The organism is Corynebacterium mucifaciens (assembly GCF_012396315.1).
Lineage (GTDB): Bacteria > Actinomycetota > Actinomycetes > Mycobacteriales > Mycobacteriaceae > Corynebacterium > Corynebacterium mucifaciens.
The window spans coordinates 165,696-185,221 of the sequence record NZ_JAAXPF010000002.1; the positions used below are offsets into that span (position 1 = coordinate 165,696).

Consider the following 19,526-nt stretch of genomic DNA (forward strand, 5'->3'; position numbering starts at 1 on the left):
TATGACTGAGGCGAATAACCAGGCGGGTCAGCCGGCTCAGGCGGAGCGCCCGCAGCAGACCGAGGAGCAGCTCAAGCTCATCGGCGAGGTGGAGGAGTACCTCCACGACGTGATCGACCCAGAGCTGGGCATCAACGTCATCGATCTCGGGCTCGTGTACGACCTGTGGATCGAGGATCGTGAGGGCCGCACCGTCGCCGTCATCAACATGACGCTGACCTCGCCGGCGTGCCCGCTCACGGACGTGATTGAGGACCAGGCGACGCAAGCGGTGGTGTCCAACACCGCGGTCGACGAGATCGACCTCAACTGGGTTTGGATGCCGCCGTGGGGCCCGCAGTTCATCACGGAGGAGGGCCGCGAGCAGCTTCGAGCCCTCGGCTTCGCGGTGTAACCCTGGCCCACGCAGGCGAAAGCGCCCTAGTTCCGGTTGGAGCTAGGGCGCTTTTACTTTTCGCCGGGCCCGCAGTCGCGCGCTCGCCACATGACATCCCCACAATCCGTCGGTCCTCCTCAGGACAAAAATTCCAGGCGGCGATTACACAGCGGATCCCGGAAGCGCGCGATAACATACCACCGTGGCTTCGTACGCGGGCGCGTCGACGACGTGCCCCTGGAGCGAAAAGCGCGTCGCGCGGACACAGGTCCACTCCCGTGCGCGTCGCGTTGGTTGTTGCTGAAGGGTTAGAAAACATGTCTCTTTTCCGCCGGGTCATTCGCAGTTCTGTCGCCTGCGCGTTTGCAGCCGCTTTGACCGTGGGCCAGGGGGTTGCCGGTGCAGCTCCGCTCAACCTGCCTGGTCCCGATGACATTGTGAACCACTGCTCGCCTAAACAGGTGGTTGTGGTTCCCGGCGGTGGCAATACCGTGTCGTTCGCAACCGAGCAAGCACCGCTGGGCCTTATCACGTTCACGGTGGGTAACGCTCTCGCTGTTCAACCGGATGCCGATGTCACGTACGTGCCGTACACCTCCCACGGTTTTGTGGTGACGCCGTACCGTGAGTCTTCTAATGACGGCTACCGCAACGCTGCCCGCATCATTTCCCGCATCCAGCACGATTGCCCGAACAGCTCGATCAGCCTCGTCGGTTACTCACTCGGCGCAGATGTCTCGGCTCGGATTATCAACGACGCCGCGTACAACCGCGGGCCTCTGGATAAGAACCGGTTCGCGGGGGCTGTGCTTTACGCAAACCCGTACCAGGGCGGCAACGGCGCCGTGCAGTACCCGCCGAAGCTCGACGTGAACACGGGTGCCCTCGGACAGCTGAACGGCGGTTTCGGCTCCCTGGGCAGCAAGGTGCTCGAGGTGTGTAACCCAAGCGACGCGGTATGCGCGTTCCCGGATCAATACCGTGGAATCGTGGAACCGTCCATGAGGATGGATGTGCTGCACGGCCGCGCCCCGTCGGCGAAGATTCTCAACGAGGTCGCCGGGTACGGCGTGGGAGACTACGCGGCGCTTGTCCGCGGGTTCCAAGCGCACACGCAATACTCCGGCACCGACCGGGCTGTTGGCATCGACTGGCTCAACTCGCACTAGCGTTTGCAGGAGGGTCGTGTGAATATCGCACTCGGGGAAATTCTGATCATGCTCGCGGTCGTAGGCGTGTTTGCCGCGCCGTTTGTGCTGATCTGGTGGATAGTGCGCGCAGTGACCAAGAAGTGAATCGTGATTTGGGGGAGTTGATACAGTAATTCTCCGTGATTGTTACTCATGATCTCGAGGTCAGAGTTGGAGCGCGCACGCTCCTCCAGGCTCCCGGCCAGCACCTCCGCGTCCAACCCGGCGACCGGATTGGTCTAGTCGGGCGCAACGGCGCCGGCAAGACCACCACCATGCGTATTTTGGCCGGGGAAACCGAGCCATACGGTGGTTCGGTGACCCGCTCGGGCGAGATCGGCTACCTCCCGCAGGATTCGAAGGAGGGAGATATCGAACAGACCGCACGCGACCGCGTCCTTTCGGCACGTGGGCTGGATGAAATCCAGCGATCGATGGCAAAGCAGCAGACGCTGATGGAAACCACCGACGGCGCCGAACGCGACAAGGCGATTGCGAAGTTTTCCCGCTTGGAGGAACGCTACCAGGCGCTCGGTGGCTACGAGGCCAACGCGGAAGCTGCTCAGATTTGCGACAACCTCGGGCTCCCGGAGCGCATCCTGGACCAGCAGCTAAAGACGCTCTCCGGCGGCCAGCGTCGCCGCGTCGAGCTCGCCCAGATCCTTTTCGCCTCGAGGCAGGGTTCTGGCAAGTCTCAGACCACCCTGCTTCTCGACGAGCCAACCAACCACCTCGACGCTGACTCCATCGCGTGGCTGCGCAACTTTCTCTCGAAGCACGAGGGCGGGTTGATCATGATCTCCCACGATGTGGAGCTGCTTGACGCCGTGTGCAACAAGGTGTGGTTCTTGGACGCTGTGCGCGCGGAGGCTGATGTGTACAACATGGGCTTTGCCAAGTACAAAGACGCCCGCGCCCTCGATGAAGCGCGGCGGCGACGCGAACGGGCGAACGCGGAGAAGAAGGCATCCGCGCTGCAGAAGCAGGCCGCGAAGCTCGGGGCGAAGGCGACCAAGGCGTCCGCCGCGAAGCAGATGCTGGCGCGAGCCGAGCGGATGATGGGGGAGCTCGACGAGGTCCGCGTCGCCGATAAGGTTGCCTCCATCTCATTCCCGGAGCCGGCACCCTGTGGCAAGACCCCGCTCTTCGGCAAGGGGCTGACCAAGATGTACGGGTCCTTGGAAGTGTTCGCAGGCGTCGATCTGGCGGTGGACAAGGGCTCCCGCGTCGTCGTGCTAGGCACGAACGGTGCCGGCAAGACGACGCTGTTGAAGCTGCTTGCGGGGGTGGAGCGCACTGACGGTGAAGGTGGCGTCGTGTCGGGCCACGGTCTCAAGATCGGCTACTTCGCACAGGAGCACGACACGATTGACGGTGAGAAGTCCGTGTGGGAAAACACCATCGAGGCGTGCCCCGATGCCGGTCAGCAGGACCTGCGTGGCCTGCTTGGCGCGTTCATGTTTTCCGGCGACAAGCTAGATCAGCCTGCGGGGACACTCTCGGGCGGTGAGAAGACCCGTCTTGCGCTGGCCACTCTTGTCTCGTCGCGGGCAAACGTCCTGCTTCTCGACGAGCCGACCAACAACCTTGACCCCCAGTCCCGCGAGCAGGTGCTCGACGCGTTGAAGACCTACACCGGCGCGGTCGTCTTGGTCACCCACGATCCGGGTGCGGTGCGTGCGCTCAAGCCTGAGCGCGTGATCATCATGCCGGAAGGGGACGAAGACATGTGGAGCGACGAGTACATGGAAATCGTGGAACTGGCATAGAACAAGGTGCATGCCCAACGCAGTTTGTATTCACTACCCCTGACGAATACTGCGGTTATCGTAGACCACCGTGCGAGATATCTTCTACAACGACCTCACCACCGTCTGGAGCACCGCAGCGAAAGGCCTGCTCATCTACATTGCCCTTATCGTGATGCTGCGCATCGCGGGGAAGCGCTCGCTGTCGAAATTTAACATCTTCGACTTCGTCATCACGGTTGCGCTCGGATCGGTCTTCGCGTCGACGCTCACCTCGAAGGATGTGAAACTTGCGCAATCCGTGGCCGCGATCGTGGTGCTGCTCGGCGGCCAGTACCTCATATCCAAACTCGCCTGCCATTCGGACCGCTTCGAACGTCTCATCAAGTCGGAGCCTGCGCTGCTGTACTCCGGTGATCGCTTCAACACGGCAACCATGCGACGTGAGCGCGTCACAGAGCGCGAGATCCTTCAAGCGGTGCGCAAAAGCGGTAGCGCGGGGCTTGGCGAGGTGGAGGCGATCATCCTGGAAACCGACGGCACCATGTCCGTCATCGCGGCCTCTGAAACAAGCTCCCAGCACATCTACCGCCCAGTGAAAGGGGCATGAATAAGCTTCGAAGTGCGAAACCTTTCCCGCCGCGGCGTGCCCGCTACACTCGCAGTATGGCACCACTCAAGAACATCACGAAAACGTTTCAGGGCGCGTGGAACGGTTTGTCCTCCGACCAGAAAACCCTCGCCGGCGCACTCGCCACCATCGACACCGCCGGAAAGGCACTGGCGCTGCGCGACCTCGCTCGCACCGATTCCCGCCACATCCGCGGCCCGAAGTGGCTGTGGACCCCTATCATCGGCGCCGTGAACACCCTCGGTTGGGCGGCGTGGTTCGCGGTGGGCAAGAAGCGCTAAGGCGCCGCCGCCAAAACGCCCTCACCACCGCGATGACCGGCCCTCGCACCCAGCGAGGGCCGGTTCCTAATTGCGGAAACCGTGCACCGGGGCAGGGATGAAACCGCCGCGGTGGATGAACTCGTCGTTGCCCACCGTGTTCACAGGGATCACCGGCGCATAGCCCAGCAGGCCGCCGAAGTTGACTTCGTCGCCGGGCTTGGTGCCTGGGACCGGGATCAGGCGCGAAGCGGTGGTTTTGTGGTTCATCACACCGATTGCAGCCTCGTCGGCGATCATGCCAGCGATGAGTTCCGCAGACGTGTCACCCGGGATAGCAATCATGTCAAAGCCCACGGAGCAGATGGACGTCATCGCCTCGAGCTTGTCCATGGAGATGGCGCCGGAGTGCACCGCATCGATCATGCCCTTGTCCTCGGAAACGGGAATGAACGAGCCGGAAAGACCGCCGACGCGCGAGCACGCCATCATGCCGCCCTTCTTCACCGCGTCGTTGAGCAGGGCGAGCGCGGCGGTAGTGCCGTGCGTTCCCACCTGATCCAGACCCATCCGCTCCAACACATGTGCCACCGAATCGCCCATCTCCGCAGTCGGAGCCAGCGACAGGTCCACAATCCCAAACGGCACGCCGAGGCGCTCCGCCGCCATCGTGCCCACAAGCTGGCCCGCGCGGGTGATCTTAAACGCGGCCTTCTTAATCTCTTCGGCGATCTCGTTCAGTGTCGCGCCCTTGAGGGGGGCAATCGCGTTGTCGACGACGCCCGGCCCCGACACGCCGACCGAGATCACCGTGTCCGGCTCTTCGATCCCGTGGAAGGCGCCGGCCATGAACGGGTTGTCGCCGACTGCGTTGGCAAACACAACCAGTTTGGCGCAGGCAATGGATGACCGGTCAGCGGTTACCTCGGCCGCCTCTTTCACAATCTCGCCCATTTTCGCTACGGCGTTCATGTTGATGCCGGCACGCGAAGACGCGACGTTGACGGAGCTGCACACCTGGTTCGTCTCAGACAGCGCCTCCGGAATGGAGTAGATCAGGCGCTTGTCAGCGGTCGTGCCGCCCTTTTCCACCAGGGCGGAGTAGCCGCCGACGAAATTCACGCCTAGTTCGGAAGCCGCGCGGTCCAGGGCGCGGGCAATTTCGACTGGGCTGCCGTCTACGCCCGCCGCGACAAGGGCGATAGGCGAGACGGAGATCCGCTTATTCACGATCGGGATGCCCAGTTCACGCTCGATGCCTTGGCACACTGGAACGAGGTCGCGGGCGCGCTCGGTCACGCGGTCGTACACCGCCTGAGCCGTGGCCTCCATGGAACCGCGCGTGCAACCGATGAGCGAAATGCCCATGGTGACGGTGCGGATGTCTAGGCGGTAGTCCTCGATCATGCGGATGACTTCGAGGAACCGGGCATCTGAAAATTCGAAGCTCACAGTCGCGCCCCTAGATGTCGTTGATGGCGCTGAAGAGGGCATCGGACTGGATGCGGACGACCATGCCGAGCGGCTTGCCGGCGGCGTCGAACGCCTCTTGCAACGCCCCCATGTCTACCTCGCCCTCGGGAAGTTCGACGCGCATGATCATGGTGAAGTAGTCATCCATGATGGTCTGCGACACGTCGACGATGTTCAGGCCCTGCTCTGCAGCTTCAGCAGAGACGGCGGCGATAACACCGGGGCGGTCCTTACCAGTGGTCGTAATAATTGCGTGCATGCGCAAAGTATAGACGCACTTTTAGCGCTACGGTTGAAGTTATGGAAACACGACATGTTCTCGTTCTCGGCGCGGGTGGAAACGTCTCGCGCCACTCGGTACCCAAGCTTGTGAAGGAGGGCCACAAGGTCAGCGCGCTTGTGCGCAACCCTGATCACGCGCAAAAGCTGGCTGACGACGGCGCCACCGTCATCGTCCGCGACCTGACGACGTTGGATGCGGAGGACTGGGCCCGGCTCCTCACTCCGTTCGATGCCGTCGTGTGGTCCGCTGGCGCCGGTGGCGGCTCGGCGGAGCTCACGTACGCCGTCGACCGTGACGCGGCGATGGCAATGATCGACGCACTGGAGGAGCTCGGGGAATACGCGCCGTTCCTGGTTATGGTCTCCTACGCGGGGGCTGCAGAAGCCACAGCGGAAGACGACGGTGGCTCTTGGTACGCATACGTGGAAGCGAAGAAGGCTGTGGACCAGCGCCTGCTGGGGTCGAACCTGCCGTACCAGATCCTCGGCCCCACCCGTCTGACGGACGATGCCGCCAGCGGCATCACGGTGCTTGACGGGGCGCGCGACGCAGACTCCGAGACCCCGCGCGAGCTCGTGGCGGACGTGATTGTGGAATCGGTCGGGCGCGGTGAAGCATTCGACCACAACCCGATCGACTTCGAAACTGGAGAGGGCAAGGTCTCCGAGATTTAGGTGAACTGCCCATCCAGGCAAAGCCGGGCGAACGTGCGGAGCAGCGCGTTCGCCCGGCTTACGTCATGGTTGGGCAGATCGGCGACGATGCGGGCGTATTCGTCGGCTGGGAAGTACCCGTAATCGTGAAAGAAATCCATCCGCGCGCGCATAGCGTCGGCGTCCATCTCCGCGTGGAACTGAGTGGCCCAGACGCGATCGGTGTAGCGCACCATCTGGATCATTCCACCCGGCCCCGTCGCCACCACGGTGAGGGAGTCGGGCACCTCGACAGGGTTTTCGGTGTGGCCGGTTAAGGCGGTGAAGGACCCGCTCGCTCCGGCCACAGCATCGTCGGCCACGACATTGACGGTGGTGGGGCCGGACTGTTCGGGATGCGTGCGGCCGACCGAACCGCCCAGGTAGTCCACGAGCCAGGAAATACCGAAGCACACGAAGAATGTGGGCTTTTCTGACTGCACGGTTGCGGACAGAATGTCGTCGATACGCAGGTGCCACGCATCGCGCTCAGGGTTCGTCACGTTGAGAGAACATCCGCCGACGATGATCCCACTGACAGAGTCGAGGGGGCCCAGCTCGGCGCTGGGGGAGTCGATGACGCGAAGCTCAACGTCTACCTCACGCAGGCCTGTTGCGCGCAGCACATCGTGGTACTCGGCGCGGGCCACATCCGGGCCGATGTCGCCTGTACGCAGGGAGAGAAAGAGCAGCTTCGACATAGCGGCGATTCTATACCGCTTAGTCTATTTCGAGGAATCAGCCGCGGACTGACTGTTCCACAACGTCGAGCATCTGCTCAAGCCGCTCCACCGACTCCCTGGATGCGAGCTTGGTGATGAAGCCCTCGAGCACCGTTTCGAGGTATGTCTGGACGACGGCTACTGGGACGTCGTCACGCATTTGCTTATTTGACTCCAGGCGCTCGCGCACGGCATGGTCCAGCACCTCCTGGTGCTCGCGCCAACGCGCCTCGAACTCGGGGTCGGTGCGCAGCTTGCGAAGAATTTCGGAGCGGGTAGTGAACCAGTCGTTCGACTCGCGGTCGAAGAGCATGTCGCGCATGACATCCACAAGGCCGCGCTCGCTGACCACCTGGGCCTGGCGCTCAGCGTCCGCCTTTGCGATGGCTAGGAACAGCGCTTCTTTGTCCTCGAAGTGGTGGAAGATCGCACCCCGTGTCTTCCCGGTGGCCGCCTCGAGACGGGCGACGGTGGCGCCCTCATAGCCGTAGCGTGCGAAACACGCGCGGGCGGCATCGATGATCTCGCCGCGTCGGCGCTGCAGCTCTTCGTCGCTCACTATCGGCATGAGGGCTCCTCGGGGGTGTCAAGGTCGGCGGGAACGGGGGTGGGAAACGGTCAGGGGCCTCCGCGCAGTGCGGAGGCCCCTTCGCGGCGATGGCGGTCAGGCTAAGCGCTAGCTCTGGACCATCTGGCGCAGCACGTACTGCAGAATGCCGCCGTGGCGGAAGTACTCGGCCTCGCCCGGGGTGTCAACGCGGACCACAGCGTCGAATTCGACTTCGTCGGCGCCGTCCTTCTCGGCCTTGACGTGCACCGTGGACGGGATCTCGCCGCCGTTGAAGTCCGTGATGCCGGTGATGGAGAACGTCTCCGTGCCATCCAGGCCGAGGGACTCGTGGGACTGGCCCTCCGGGAACTGCAGCGGCAGCACGCCCATGCCGATGAGGTTCGAGCGGTGAATGCGCTCGAAGGATTCGGCGATGACAGCCTTCACACCGAGCAGGTTGGTGCCCTTCGCGGCCCAGTCGCGGGAGGAACCGGTGCCGTACTCCTTGCCGGCGATAACCACCAGCGGGATGTTCTTCTCGGCGTAGTTCATAGCGGCGTCGTAGATGTAGGCCTGCGGCGCACCCTCCTGGGTGAAGTCGCGGGTGTAGCCGCCCTGCTCGTCCACCAGCTGGTTGCGCAGGCGGATGTTGGCGAAGGTGCCGCGCACCATGACCTCGTGGTTGCCTCGGCGCGAGCCGAAGGAGTTGTAGTCCTTCCGCTCAACGCCGTGCTCGTCGAGGTAGTTTGCGGCCGGGGTGCCCGGCTTGATGGAGGAGGCGGGGGAGATGTGGTCCGTGGTCACGGAATCGCCCAGCTTGGCTAGGACGCGCGCGCCCTCGATGTCCTTCACATCCTCCGGCTGCTCCGGCATGCCGTCGAAGTACGGAGCCTTGCGGATGTATGTGGAGTCCTCGTTCCAGTCGAAGGTCTTACCGGTCGGGATGTCCAGGCCCTGCCACTGCTCGTCGCCCTTGAAGACGTCGGCGTAATCTTTCTCGTACATCTCTCGGGAGATGGTGCCGGCGATGGTCTCTTCGATCTCCTCGGTGGACGGCCAAACGTCCTTGAGGAAGACGTCGTTGCCGTCCTGGTCCTGGCCCAGCGGCTGGGACTCGAAGTCGAAGTCCATGGTGCCGGCGATGGCGTAGGCGATGACCAGCAGCGGAGACGCGAGGTAGTTCATCTTCACGTCCGGGGAGATGCGGCCCTCGAAGTTACGGTTGCCGGACAGCACTGCGGTGGCAGTCAGGTCGAACTCGTTGACGGCGTCGGACACCTCGGCCGGCAGCGGGCCGGAGTTGCCGATGCAGGATGCGCAGCCGAAGCCGGAGAGGTAGAAGCCGACGGCCTCGAGGTCCTTCCACAGGTCGGCGCGCTCGTAGTAGCCGTCGACCACCTGGGAGCCCGGCGCCATGATGGTCTTGACCCACGGCTTAGCCTTCAGGCCCTTTTCCGCGGCCTTGCGGGCCAGCAGCGCGGCGCCCACCATGACGGAGGGGTTCGAGGTGTTGGTGCAGGAGGTCACGGCGGCGATAGCCACGAAGCCGTGGTCGAGGGTGTACTCGCCGCCCTGCGGGGACTGCACGATAACCGGCTTGGAAGCACGGCCCTCGGCGCCCTCGGCAGCGGACTCACCGTTTGCCGGCCAGGACTCGTTGTAGGAAACCGCGTCGACCTTCTCGGCGCGGACCGGCTCGGCAGTGCCTTCGCCGGCGGTGTTGTAGTCCGGGAGCTGGTTGCGGAAGGTGTTCTTGGACTCGGACAGCAGGATGCGGTCCTGCGGGCGCTTCGGGCCAGCGATGGACGGGACCACCGTGGACAGGTCCAGCTCGAGGTACTCGGAGTATTCGGCCTCCTGTGCGTCCTGCTCCAGCCACATGCCCTGTGCCTTGGCGTATGCCTCGACGCGGTCGATGTCCTCCTGGGAGCGGCCGGTCAGGTGCAGGTAGTTGATGGTCTCCTCGTCGATCGGGAAGATCGCGCAGGTGGAGCCGAATTCCGGCGACATGTTGCCGATGGTGGCGCGGTTAGCCAGCGGGATTTCCTTCACGCCGTTGCCGTAGAACTCCACGAACTTCTGCACGACGCCGTGCTCGCGGAGCATTTCGGTGATGGTGAGCACCACGTCGGTAGCGGTCACGCCGGCCGGGATCTCGCCGGTGAGCTTGAAGCCGACAACGCGCGGGATGAGCATGGAGACCGGCTGGCCCAGCATCGCGGCCTCAGCCTCGATGCCGCCAACGCCCCAGCCGAGGATGCCGAGGCCATTTTCCATCGTGGTGTGGGAGTCGGTGCCGATGCAGGTGTCCGGGTATGCGAGACCCTCGTTGTCGAAGACAACGCGGGAGAGGTACTCAATGTTGACCTGGTGCACGATGCCGGTTCCCGGCGGCACAACGCGGAAGTTGGAGAAGTTTTCCGCACCCCAGCGCAGGAACTGGTAGCGCTCCTCGTTGCGCTGGTACTCGATCTCGACGTTTTTGTCGATGGCGTTCTCGGAACCAAACGCCTCGATGATCACGGAGTGGTCGATGACCATCTCGGCCGGGTTCAGGGGGTTGACCTGGTCAGGGTTGCCGCCCAGGGTGCCCACGGCCTCACGCATGGTTGCAAGATCCACAACACACGGCACGCCGGTGAAGTCCTGCATGAGGACGCGGGCCGGGGTGAACTGGATCTCCACGCTCGGCTCCGCGGACGGGTCCCAGTTTGCGATTGCCTTGATGTGGTCCTCGGTGACGTTCTTGCCGTCCTCGGTGCGCAGGAGGTTCTCGCCCAGCGCCTTCAGGGAGTAGGGGAGTTTCTCCATGCCTTCAACTGCGTCGAGCGCAAAGTAGTCGTAAGACTTACCGCCGACCTCGAGCGTCTTCTTGGCACCGAACGAGTTCTTGCTTTCTGCCACGGTGAGCTCCAATTCTCGTCGTATCTCGTCAGGGATTCATGACCCTATGGTCAGGCCACCAGTGTAAGGGACCTGCCATAGTTCCGCGTCGATAATAACATTACGCCCGTTATGTTTTCGCATCGCGCTTATCGACGCCCCTTCGGCGTGCACCGCTAGACTCCGCATCGACCGCTCGACAACGCCGCGCACACAAGGGAAGAGGCCTATGCAGACGGAGACGACGTTCCAGGATCTGGTGTCCCAGCTGGATTCCTCCGCCGTGGCGTTCGGCACCGACAACCCCGTCAATGCTGAACTGGGTGCGGCACTGCGGGACACACTCGCAAACGCCGACACGGCCGGCTTCGATCCCGTTGGAATTATCGTGCTCGAGCAGACCCCGCCCGTGGTCGCTGACTTGCGCGATCTCGCCCAAGATGCCGCCACCGAAGCGGGCTTGGACACGGTGCTCGTACGCACCCCTCACGTGGCCGTTGGTGCCAGCGATTCGCTGACCCGCGCACAAGTAGAACGCGGAGAGCGCGCCATGGTTGCGCAGCGCGACTATCCCGCCGGCGTGGATGCGTTTGTCGATGCCGCGACCTCATTCTCGGTGAATTGGCCGCTCGTCACCGCGGTGTCGCTTCTTGCGCTTGCGGCGGCAGCACTCGTCGCCGCGCGCGCAGCTCGGCGATGACAAGTTTCTATACTTGACGCCTTAGCGGCCCCGGCTCGCGGATGGGACCGGTCGACGATGGCTATTCCTGCGAGTGACGAAGGTCACTTGATTCGGGTTGACGGCAGTATGTGCTGGTGAGGCTGCCGTGAATCATGCGACCAGGCTTGACTGCGGGGGTGAAATGTAACGAAAGGGATACAAGTGTGTCTCCTTGACGTATGGTTCCCGTATCGGCTCGCGGGTCGATAACCGTCACACACGACGCACAGGCACTATGCGGGCGCTACAGTCAAGCGTCCGTCGACGTTCGGGCATGTGGGGAAGCACGCCAAGTACCGGGTGGCAACGCTCGTGTGGGTCGGACGAGATTCGCGCTGCCGCGTCAGTAGTCAATGTCTAGACCGCTCGCGGAACCACTAGTCACGGTTTCCCGCGTGGGTTGCACCATGCCTGGGTTTTTCTTGATCGCCCGGTGTGACTGCAGCGCGCGCGACGGGCGGTGTGAGGAGCACCTTCGTGGCATATCCACAGAGGGGCACCCGGTTGAGCCGTGCGCGTAAAGCGCTCGGCACCGCCGTGTGCGCCGCAGCTATTTCTGCAACGGCGGTTTTCGTCAGCCCCGCCGCGTCCGGTCAAAGTTCAACCTCCGCGGTCGGTGAGCTCGTCACCGCGGTCTCGCGCGCACAAGCCGACGTCGATGCGCTCAACCTCGATCTCGGTGGTCTGCAGGAATCCGTCAACCAGGCTTTGGTGGATCTGCACGACGCGCAGGTGAAAGCAGAGCAGGCACGGCGCGGGAGGGACGAGGCCGAGCGCCGCCTACACGATGCCCAGGCGCGAGTCGACGCGTTGCGCGCGGAGCTGGGTAAGCTGAGCCGGTCTCAATACCGCGGCGCGAACCCCGGCGACGCGCTCGTGGCGGTCAGCGGTTCTAGCTCGCAGCGCGACGTGCTGGAGCGCTCGCAGTTGCTGCGGCAGCGTTCCGAGGAGACTCGCGCCAAGCTCGCGGAGGCGGAGCGGGCACGCGCGGAGGCCGCCAACGACGAGGCCACGCTGCGTAAAGTGAGCGAGCTCGCCGACGCCTCCGAGTCGGAGGCCGAGCAGGCGCAAGCCCACGCGCAAGAACTCCTGAACGAAAACCGCGCTGCCTTTGAAGCGGCGGCCGCGGAGCGTGACGCGGCCCAAACGGATCTGGACCGGGCGCAAGCTGCGCTGGACGAGCAGCGCCCGGCCCAGCCTGAAGCTGAAGCGGCGGATGGACAGCGACAGGCCGCTCAAGCTGGACAAGCTGGCAGCGCGACCGCTGCCGACCCGTATGCGGCGACGCTCACGGTCTCTCGGGGCGACACCACCTACGAGGTCCCGGAAGAGGTGGTCGACCTTGTTCGCCAGCGGGTTTCCAGCAGCGCGCCCGACGTACCCCAGCCGAGCCGAGAGGCGGTGGCTGAGGCGGTTCGCACAGTCGCTCAAACCTCCTCCACCGGCGATCTCTCCGGGCTCATCTCCCGGAGTGGGGTGCTCGAGATCGACGAGGACGCAATCGCAAAGGCAGGTGCTATCGCCGCCGGCATCGCGCTGGTGGGAGGTGCTACCGCGAACTACAGCTCGCCTGGCAGTGCCAATGTTGGAGCCGACGTCGACGCTGGAGCATTAGTCACGGCATTCGGTGACGGCCTCACGGGCGCGCTCCGTGGAGTGGAGGGCAATTCCGCGACCGTCGCAGAGGTGCTGCCTGATGTCGAGAGCGCGGAAGAGGTCACGGAGCAGGCGCAAGCATCCGTCGCTGCAGTGTCGGACGCGTCTCAGATCGAGGCGGTGATTGCCCGCGCGCAGTCGATGATCGGTACCCCGTACGTCTGGGGCGGCGGCGACGCCAACGGGCCGACGATCGGCGTAGACGGCGGCACCGTCGCAGGTTTTGATTGCTCCGGCTTGGTGCTCTACGCCTTCGCGGCGGCTGGGGTAGCGCTGCCGCACTACACCGGGTACCAGTACCAACGCGGCACGCACGTCCCGGCCAGCGAGGCGCAGCGCGGAGACCTGCTGTTCTGGGGCCCGGGCGGGAACCAGCACGTGGCCATCTACCTCGGCGACGGCACCATGATCGAGGCGCCGCGGTCCGGCCAGAACGTCCGGATCTCGCCGGTGCGCTGGTCCGGCATGGCTCCAAACGCCGTCCGCCTGCTCTAGCGGGCTAGGCTCGGGGGCATGGCCCTCAATGACTACGACGCACTCCTCGTCCTTTCCTTCGGCGGCCCCGAGGGAGAGGACGAGGTCATTCCGTTTCTCGAGAACGTCACCCGCGGCCGCGGCATCCCCCGCGAACGCCTGGCACAGGTGGGTGAGCACTACTTCCACTTCGGCGGCGTGAGCCCCATCAATGCCCAAAACCGGGAGCTCATCGCCAACATCGAGGCGGAGCTGTCCCGCCGCGGCATCGACCTGCCCGTCTACTTTGGCAACCGCAATTGGCGTCCGTTCGCCGAAGACACGGCGAAGCAGTTGCTTGCCGACGGCCGCAGGAACGTGCTCGTCTTTGCTACGAGCGCGTGGGGCGGGTACTCCGCGTGCCGCCAGTACGACGAGGACATCCAGCGGATCCGCGAGGTCACTCCGGAGATCACCTACACCAAGCTCTGGCAGTTCTACGGGCACCCTGTGTTCGTTGAGCTCGTCGCTGAGGGGCTGCGCGCGGCCGTGGACAATGCAGATGGGCAGACGCGCGTGCTGTTTACCGCGCACAGTGTGCCCAGTGCCGCGGACGAAAACGCTGGCGGCCCGACGGATGGGCACTTGTACTCGCGCCAAGTGGAGGAGGCGGCGAAGCTCGTCGCAAAGCACGCAGGCGTGGAAGACTACGAGCTGGTGTGGCAGTCGCGCTCCGGAAACCCGGCGACGCCTTGGCTCGAGCCGGATGTGGTGGACCGCGCGCAGGAACTCAAACGGGAGGGGATGGAGCACCTGATTTGTGTCCCCATCGGCTTCATCACCGACCATATGGAGGTGGTGTGGGACTTGGACACCGAGCTGCGGCAGGCGTGCGAGGAAATGGGTGTGACCCTCGAGCGAACGCAGACTGTGGGGCTTGAACCCGAGTTCGCTGGGATGGTCGTGGACCTCGCGCAGGCAGTTGCCACCCAAGTCAAGCCTGAAACCTTGTCTACGGTGACCGTGCAAGGCTGCACCGTCAACGGCGCCCCGTGTAAGGAAGGGTGCTGCGCGCCGGTGAAGCGTCCACAGCGTTCACGCGGTTAACGCGCCCACTCGCGCTGGTAGTCCACCACCGCGTCGGCCACCCCAGCGATACGCGCGGAGCGGACGTGGCGCCACAGGGCAAAGAGCTGGGGGTCAAAGGAATGGTCGTCCAGCCGGTCTGTGACCGTCTCTATGATCGCGGCCACCCTGTCAGCCCGGGCGAAGAGCTTCGCGGCCCGGGCGGTGACGCCGGCAGGTAGGCCCGGAGTGTCGTAAAAATCTGCGAGGGTGCCCACTGCGAGGCGCGGGCTGGGCAACTCCTTACGCGTGCCGCCGGCGGCTTCGATGAGCACGGCGGCCTGGTCCGTGGCGCGCGAGAGCAACTGATCCGCTTCGCCGGGTGAGAGCCACTCCGGCTCGGGAAGCGGTTCCGGATCCTCGAACCAGCGCCAGCTCACACCGTCGCCTGCATACGTGGGGATCAGAATGTGGTGGGCGCCGACTCCGCGGACCACCAGCGCCCCGGCTTGCGTGAGCGCCTCCATCGCGGGGGATCCCGCCCGCAGCCGCGGTGCTTGTCCGGGGCCCCAGAGCACAAGTCTGACACAGGGGCCGGGGGAGTCGAGGTCGGCGACGGAACGGACGTCGTGAAGCAGATGCGCCACAGGCTCGCCGAGAAACGTGTGCCTGCCACCGAGGTCCGTGAGCGCGTCGAGCGTGTCGTCGGTGGACTCCACGTTGTAAAGCCAGGCCGCGAGCCAGACGGCGGTGTTTTGAAGGGGAGAATAGACTTCGGCGCGCGTGTGCATCGGGGACAGTGTAGTGGTGCGGATAGAATACGGACGCACTATGGGAGATAGCCGGTACAGCGGAGACATTTTTCAAGGCCACGCGCGCACAAAGCGGCCAGCGTACCCGGAGGTGCCAGCGGAGCCCGGCATCATCGTGGAAATCGTGGGCAACGACTTTGTCGGCGCAGTGGTGGGGTTTGAGCGCACATATGACGGCGACTTTGTCAGGCTGGAAGACCGTCACGGAACGCAGCGGCTGTTCAAGATGCTGCCCGGCGCGTTCATGGTGGAAGGCAGGCGCGTTACGCTGACGCGCTACGTCGCGCCGCGCCCGGAGGGGCCGAAACGGTCCAATTCAGGCTCACGCAAAGTTGATAACGTGCAGGCGAAAGTGGCCATGCCGTCTCGCATTTGGGTAGAGGGCATCCACGACGCGGCGATTGTGGAGCAGGTGTGGGGCCACGACCTGCGCGTGGAAGGCGTCGTGGTCGAGTACCTGGAGGGCCTAGACAACCTGCAGCAGCGTCTGGACGAGTTCCAGCCGGGGCCAGGCCGCCGCATCGGGGTGCTCGCCGACCACCTTATCCAGGGCACCAAAGAGTCGCGTTTGGTTGAGCACGTTGGGCCGCATGTCTTAGTCACCGGCCACCCGTACATCGACATTTGGGCGGCGGTGAAACCTGCGAGCGTGGGCATCCCCGCGTGGCCGGAGGTGCCCTACGGGGAAGATTGGAAGACCGGGGTGTGCCGGCGGCTGGGCTGGTCTGACCCGAAGGTAGGGTGGCGGCGCGTGTCCTCGTCCGTGCGCACATTCCGGGACCTCGACTCCACCTTGATCGGGGCGGTGGAGCGTCTAGTGGACTTTGTGACAAACCCGGAATTGTCCAAATCCGATCTCGGACACATGTAAGGTACGGCTCGTGGGATCGCTTCTTTGGTTCGTGGCCGCCGCAACCCTTGCGCTATTGGAGTTAACGGTGGGCGAATTGACTCTGCTCATGCTCGGGGCAGGCGCGCTCACCACAGCGCTGGTTGCGCTCGCTGGCGTGCCGCTGTGGGCAGAACTGGCCATTTTCGTCGCCTCGTCGGCGCTGTTCTGGGTGTTCCTGCGGCCCGTGCTTCGCACGCGCATGGACGCTCCGCTCGTGCTGGATGAGACGCCTCGCGCGCTCGTGGGCAGCCGGGCAGAGGTCGTCGAGGAGATCGCTGCGGGTGCCGGGCAGGTGCGTTTCGACGGCTCGCTGTGGTCGGCGCGCAGCTTGGATCCGGCGGAAACGATCCCAGCAGGATCCACCGTGACCGTTTACGATATCGACGGCCCTGTTGCTGTCGTGTGGAAGGAGCCCTAAGTGGGAGGGATCATCACCATCGTCATCATTGTCGCCTTGCTGGTGGCGATATTCACTGCCTCGGTCAAACTCATCCCGCAGGGTGAAGCTGCGGTGATTGAGCGGCTGGGGCGATACACCCGCACGGCGTCGGGCGGGCTGACCTTTTTGGTGCCGTACATCGACCGCGTGCGCCAGCGTGTGGACACCCGTGAGCGGGTGGTGTCGTTCCCGCCGCAGGCCGTGATCACCCAGGACAACCTCACTGTGGCCATCGACACGGTGGTAACGTTCCAGATCAACGATCCGGCCAAGGCTATCTACGGCGTGGACAACTACCTCGTCGGCGTGGAGCAGATCTCGGTGGCGACGCTGCGAGACGTCGTCGGCGGCATGACGCTGGAGGAGACGCTGACGTCCCGCGAGACCATTAACCGCCGCCTGCGCGGCGAGCTGGACGCCGCCACCGCCAAGTGGGGCCTGCGCATTAGCCGAGTCGAACTGAAGGCGATTGACCCGCCACCGTCCATCCAGCAGTCGATGGAGATGCAGATGAAGGCGGACCGCGAGAAGCGCGCGATGATTCTCACTGCGGAAGGCAAACGAGAATCAGACATTAAGACCGCCGAGGGTGAGAAGCAAGCCCGCATTCTCTCCGCGGAGGGCGAGAAACACGCGGCGATTCTCGCGGCCGAGGCCGAGCGCCAGGCCATGATGCTGCGTGCCGAAGGCGAACGTGCGGCCAAATATCTGGCCGCACAGGGCGAGGCCCGCGCGATACAGAAAGTCAATGCTGCGATCAAGTCCTCCGGCGTCACGCCGGAGCTGTTGGCCTACCAATACCTGGAGCAGCTGCCGAAGATCGCCAACAACGACGCGGCAACGATGTGGATGATCCCGTCCCAGTTCGGCGACTCGTTGCAGCAGTTCGCCCGCGCGTTCGCCGACAAGGACGACGACGGCGTGTTCCGCTACAAGGCAGACTCGCCGAACGAGCGCGACCGGGAAATGGCGGAGGCAGACGACACGGACCGTTGGTTTGACACCTCCACCGACCCGGAGCTGGCGAAGGCGCTCGCCGAGGCGCGTGCGGTGGCGAATAAGCACGTGGACGACCCGGACCCGACCCAGGAGCCTGCAGAAACGTCGCCCCAGCCCGGTCTAGAGCGACGCGAAATCACGGCCCGCGAACCCGCGGCGGATTCCGACGAGAGTGCAGCGCCGGGGCCAGTTTCCCGGCCGGTTACCCCGTCTGAGCAGCCGCGCGAGTAATCAGGTTCAGCGCAAGCTGCCACCCGGCCTGCTCAGCAGGCCACCCGGCCGCCTGTAACCGCTGGCTCATCGCCTGCTTGGAGATGCCCAGGGTTGCGGCGGCCTCGTTCTGGTTCATGCCGCGGCGCACGAGTGAAGTTGCCTCGCGCCCCTCGTAGGTGCGCTTGTGCAGCACGTGCGCCATCAGCGCGAACACCGCGGCGATATCGGAGGCATCCGTTGAGGCATCGCGCTTATCGACGATGACCTGCACCTGGCCCGGCCTCGTGCCCACGGCCCTTGTGGCTGCGTGAGAGGCGTCTGAACTGTCCGCGATGCCCAGCCCGATGGCCCAGCTGCCGTCGGAAAGCAGCGCCATGATGAGGTTGAGCGCCGCCTCCGCATCGACGACCTCTGAGCGGATGTCCTCCACACCGAGCACCTCAAACCCGGCGACCCCGGGTAGGGAACTCAGCGCCTGGGCGGATCGCTCCACCACTGCGGCGCGCCCCTTCTCCCGCCCCCGGTACCTGGCATGCACTGCGATCATGGGCCGAAGCGTACTCGGGTCTACCCCTGCGCCTTGACTCCGACACGGCGCGTGGGCAGCCGCGCGTCCAGCACAAGACCCGCAACGCCGGCCACCGCCAGCACCGCCATGACAGCGACGAACACCGGGTCCGCCCGGCCCGTTAGTGTGTCACCGAAGAGCACAACCAGGATCGTGCCGGGGGCAGAGCCGACCAGGGTGGCAAGCGCAAACGGGATAACCCGCACCCGGGTAAGCGCGGCCGCGTAGTTGAGTATGGAAAACGGCACCGCGGCAATCATGCGCAGGCTGAGAATGGCCAGCCACCCGCGCTGTTCTAGGCGATGATTGAGGTTCTGAACCGAGGGGTGCGTCAGGCGGGGTTCGACCCAGTCCCGGAGGAGCGACCTCACGATTACCAGCGAGATGACGGCGCTGATCGTCGTCGCGGTGAGCGCGATGAGGATTCCGCGGCCGGCCCCGAAAAGGATCCCTGCAGACACGGTCATGAGCGTCCTCGGGATCGGGAACTGCGTAATCAGCACGTAGAGCAACCCGAAGACGACGGGGAACCACGGACCCGTGTGGTCGGACCAGTCGCGCAGGGTTGACAGCGGGGGGACGTCGAGAAGCTGCCACGCCGCGATGAAAACCACTGCGGCAACAATGAGTAGCACCAGCTTGTTCGACCGTTTCACGAGCCACAGTTTTACAGCAAGAGGTTGCCCAAAAGAAAAACACCCCGCTACGTGCTGTAGCGGGGTAAAAATCTGTGCCCGAGGGGGGACTTGAACCCCCACGTCCGTTAATAGGACACTAGCACCTCAAGCTAGCGCGTCTGCCATTCCGCCACCCGGGCTTTGGGTGTTTCTCAGCCTCTCGGCTGGGCACTCGCATAACTATAGGGCGGGGAGGGGCAAGCACCAAATCGCCAGCCCAGCC

20 protein-coding genes and 1 tRNA gene are annotated in these 19,526 nt (G+C 64.4%); 12 read left to right on the forward strand and 9 right to left on the reverse strand.

Annotated elements, in window-relative coordinates:
• Position 1 precedes the first annotated feature (1 nt).
• The 5 genes from HF989_RS02790 (at position 2) to HF989_RS02810 (ending at position 4,226) form a co-directional block, all read left to right on the forward strand.
• On the forward strand, positions 2-394 hold the full coding sequence (locus HF989_RS02790; protein WP_168683827.1) for a metal-sulfur cluster assembly factor: 393 nt from the start codon (positions 2-4) through the stop codon (positions 392-394).
• Positions 395-693: 299 nt separating this feature from the next.
• On the forward strand, positions 694-1,545 hold the full coding sequence (locus HF989_RS02795; RefSeq protein WP_168683828.1) for a cutinase family protein: 852 nt from the start codon (positions 694-696) through the stop codon (positions 1,543-1,545).
• Between the two features lie 161 nt (positions 1,546-1,706).
• On the forward strand, positions 1,707-3,335 hold the full coding sequence (locus tag HF989_RS02800) for an ATP-binding cassette domain-containing protein (protein ID WP_168683829.1): 1,629 nt from the start codon (positions 1,707-1,709) through the stop codon (positions 3,333-3,335).
• 70 nt (positions 3,336-3,405) lie between these two features.
• Positions 3,406-3,924, forward strand: coding sequence for a YetF domain-containing protein (locus tag HF989_RS02805; RefSeq protein WP_168683830.1), 519 nt, complete (start codon positions 3,406-3,408; stop codon positions 3,922-3,924).
• Positions 3,925-3,980: 56 nt separating this feature from the next.
• The gene (locus tag HF989_RS02810; RefSeq protein ID WP_168683831.1) at positions 3,981-4,226 is read left to right on the forward strand and encodes a hypothetical protein; all 246 of its coding nucleotides are present in this window, start codon (positions 3,981-3,983) and stop codon (positions 4,224-4,226) included.
• Positions 4,227-4,292: 66 nt separating this feature from the next.
• On the opposite strand, the gene HF989_RS02815 is transcribed toward HF989_RS02810, so the two are convergent.
• On the reverse strand, positions 4,293-5,657 hold the full coding sequence (locus HF989_RS02815; protein WP_168683832.1) for a PFL family protein: 1,365 nt from the start codon (positions 5,655-5,657) through the stop codon (positions 4,293-4,295).
• A gap of 10 nt (positions 5,658-5,667) precedes the next feature.
• Entirely contained in the window at positions 5,668-5,937 is a 270-nt protein-coding gene (locus HF989_RS02820) for an ACT domain-containing protein (protein ID WP_038611649.1), read from the reverse strand.
• 41 nt (positions 5,938-5,978) lie between these two features.
• On the opposite strand from HF989_RS02820, the gene HF989_RS02825 reads away from it, so the two are divergent.
• Complete coding sequence (locus tag HF989_RS02825) at positions 5,979-6,635, forward strand: NAD(P)H-binding protein (protein ID WP_168683833.1); 657 nt, start codon at positions 5,979-5,981, stop codon at positions 6,633-6,635.
• On the opposite strand, the gene HF989_RS02830 is transcribed toward HF989_RS02825, so the two are convergent.
• The 3 genes from HF989_RS02830 to acnA form a co-directional block, all read right to left on the reverse strand.
• Positions 6,632-7,354, reverse strand: coding sequence for a glutamine amidotransferase-related protein (locus HF989_RS02830; protein ID WP_168683834.1), 723 nt, complete (start codon positions 7,352-7,354; stop codon positions 6,632-6,634). The genes HF989_RS02825 and HF989_RS02830 overlap by 4 nt on opposite strands.
• A gap of 37 nt (positions 7,355-7,391) precedes the next feature.
• Positions 7,392-7,943: a TetR/AcrR family transcriptional regulator gene (locus HF989_RS02835; RefSeq protein ID WP_168683835.1), complete on the reverse strand. Its 552-nt coding sequence runs from the start codon at positions 7,941-7,943 to the stop codon at positions 7,392-7,394.
• Between the two features lie 108 nt (positions 7,944-8,051).
• Entirely contained in the window at positions 8,052-10,829 is a 2,778-nt protein-coding gene (acnA, locus tag HF989_RS02840) for an aconitate hydratase AcnA (RefSeq protein ID WP_343033525.1), read from the reverse strand.
• A gap of 208 nt (positions 10,830-11,037) precedes the next feature.
• Between acnA and HF989_RS02845 the strand changes: the two genes are divergently transcribed.
• The 3 genes from HF989_RS02845 (at position 11,038) to HF989_RS02855 (ending at position 14,745) form a co-directional block, all read left to right on the forward strand.
• Positions 11,038-11,508: an Rv1476 family membrane protein gene (locus HF989_RS02845; RefSeq protein WP_168683837.1), complete on the forward strand. Its 471-nt coding sequence runs from the start codon at positions 11,038-11,040 to the stop codon at positions 11,506-11,508.
• 498 nt (positions 11,509-12,006) lie between these two features.
• On the forward strand, positions 12,007-13,680 hold the full coding sequence (locus HF989_RS02850) for a DIP1281 family NlpC/P60 protein (RefSeq protein ID WP_343033526.1): 1,674 nt from the start codon (positions 12,007-12,009) through the stop codon (positions 13,678-13,680).
• Positions 13,681-13,698: 18 nt separating this feature from the next.
• Positions 13,699-14,745, forward strand: coding sequence for a ferrochelatase (locus HF989_RS02855; protein WP_168683838.1), 1,047 nt, complete (start codon positions 13,699-13,701; stop codon positions 14,743-14,745).
• Here HF989_RS02855 and HF989_RS02860 read toward each other — a convergent pair.
• A complete protein-coding gene (locus HF989_RS02860; protein ID WP_168683839.1) occupies positions 14,742-15,494 on the reverse strand; it encodes a hypothetical protein in 753 nt (250 codons plus the stop codon). The two genes, HF989_RS02855 and HF989_RS02860, sit on opposite strands and share 4 nt — an antisense overlap.
• Before the next feature lie 40 nt (positions 15,495-15,534).
• Here HF989_RS02860 and HF989_RS02865 point away from each other — a divergent pair, with 40 nt between their 5' ends.
• The 3 genes from HF989_RS02865 to HF989_RS02875 are packed head-to-tail and all read left to right on the forward strand — an operon-like array spanning position 15,535 to position 18,076.
• Entirely contained in the window at positions 15,535-16,386 is an 852-nt protein-coding gene (locus HF989_RS02865; protein ID WP_168683840.1) for a DUF3097 domain-containing protein, read from the forward strand.
• A gap of 10 nt (positions 16,387-16,396) precedes the next feature.
• Positions 16,397-16,825, forward strand: coding sequence for an NfeD family protein (locus tag HF989_RS02870; RefSeq protein ID WP_168683841.1), 429 nt, complete (start codon positions 16,397-16,399; stop codon positions 16,823-16,825).
• Between the two features lie 9 nt (positions 16,826-16,834).
• A complete protein-coding gene (locus HF989_RS02875; protein WP_425482976.1) occupies positions 16,835-18,076 on the forward strand; it encodes an SPFH domain-containing protein in 1,242 nt (413 codons plus the stop codon).
• Here HF989_RS02875 and HF989_RS02880 read toward each other — a convergent pair.
• The 3 genes from HF989_RS02880 to HF989_RS02890 form a co-directional block, all read right to left on the reverse strand.
• The gene (locus HF989_RS02880) at positions 18,048-18,605 is read right to left on the reverse strand and encodes a MarR family transcriptional regulator (RefSeq protein WP_168683843.1); all 558 of its coding nucleotides are present in this window, start codon (positions 18,603-18,605) and stop codon (positions 18,048-18,050) included. The genes HF989_RS02875 and HF989_RS02880 overlap by 29 nt on opposite strands.
• 20 nt (positions 18,606-18,625) lie before the next feature.
• A complete protein-coding gene (locus HF989_RS02885; protein ID WP_168683844.1) occupies positions 18,626-19,282 on the reverse strand; it encodes a VTT domain-containing protein in 657 nt (218 codons plus the stop codon).
• 75 nt (positions 19,283-19,357) lie between these two features.
• Positions 19,358-19,443, reverse strand: a tRNA-Leu gene (locus HF989_RS02890).
• Between the last annotated feature and the right edge of the window lie 83 nt (positions 19,444-19,526).

Bases quoted from the DNA above. Each gene is read 5' to 3' on its own strand.
- HF989_RS02825 (WP_168683833.1), top strand. From the start codon at position 5,979: ATGGAAACACGACATGTTCTCGTTCTCGGCGCGGGTGGAAACGTCTCG.
- HF989_RS02855 (WP_168683838.1), top strand. From the start codon at position 13,699: ATGGCCCTCAATGACTACGACGCACTCCTCGTCCTTTCCTTCGGCGGC.
- HF989_RS02865 (WP_168683840.1), top strand. From the start codon at position 15,535: ATGGGAGATAGCCGGTACAGCGGAGACATTTTTCAAGGCCACGCGCGC.
- HF989_RS02820 (WP_038611649.1), bottom strand. From the start codon at position 5,937: ATGCACGCAATTATTACGACCACTGGTAAGGACCGCCCCGGTGTTATC.
- HF989_RS02835 (WP_168683835.1), bottom strand. From the start codon at position 7,943: ATGCCGATAGTGAGCGACGAAGAGCTGCAGCGCCGACGCGGCGAGATC.
- HF989_RS02830 (WP_168683834.1), bottom strand. From the start codon at position 7,354: ATGTCGAAGCTGCTCTTTCTCTCCCTGCGTACAGGCGACATCGGCCCG.
- HF989_RS02845 (WP_168683837.1), top strand. From the start codon at position 11,038: ATGCAGACGGAGACGACGTTCCAGGATCTGGTGTCCCAGCTGGATTCC.
- HF989_RS02795 (WP_168683828.1), top strand. From the start codon at position 694: ATGTCTCTTTTCCGCCGGGTCATTCGCAGTTCTGTCGCCTGCGCGTTT.
- HF989_RS02860 (WP_168683839.1), bottom strand. From the start codon at position 15,494: ATGCACACGCGCGCCGAAGTCTATTCTCCCCTTCAAAACACCGCCGTC.
- HF989_RS02790 (WP_168683827.1), top strand. From the start codon at position 2: ATGACTGAGGCGAATAACCAGGCGGGTCAGCCGGCTCAGGCGGAGCGC.
- HF989_RS02810 (WP_168683831.1), top strand. From the start codon at position 3,981: ATGGCACCACTCAAGAACATCACGAAAACGTTTCAGGGCGCGTGGAAC.
- HF989_RS02880 (WP_168683843.1), bottom strand. From the start codon at position 18,605: ATGATCGCAGTGCATGCCAGGTACCGGGGGCGGGAGAAGGGGCGCGCC.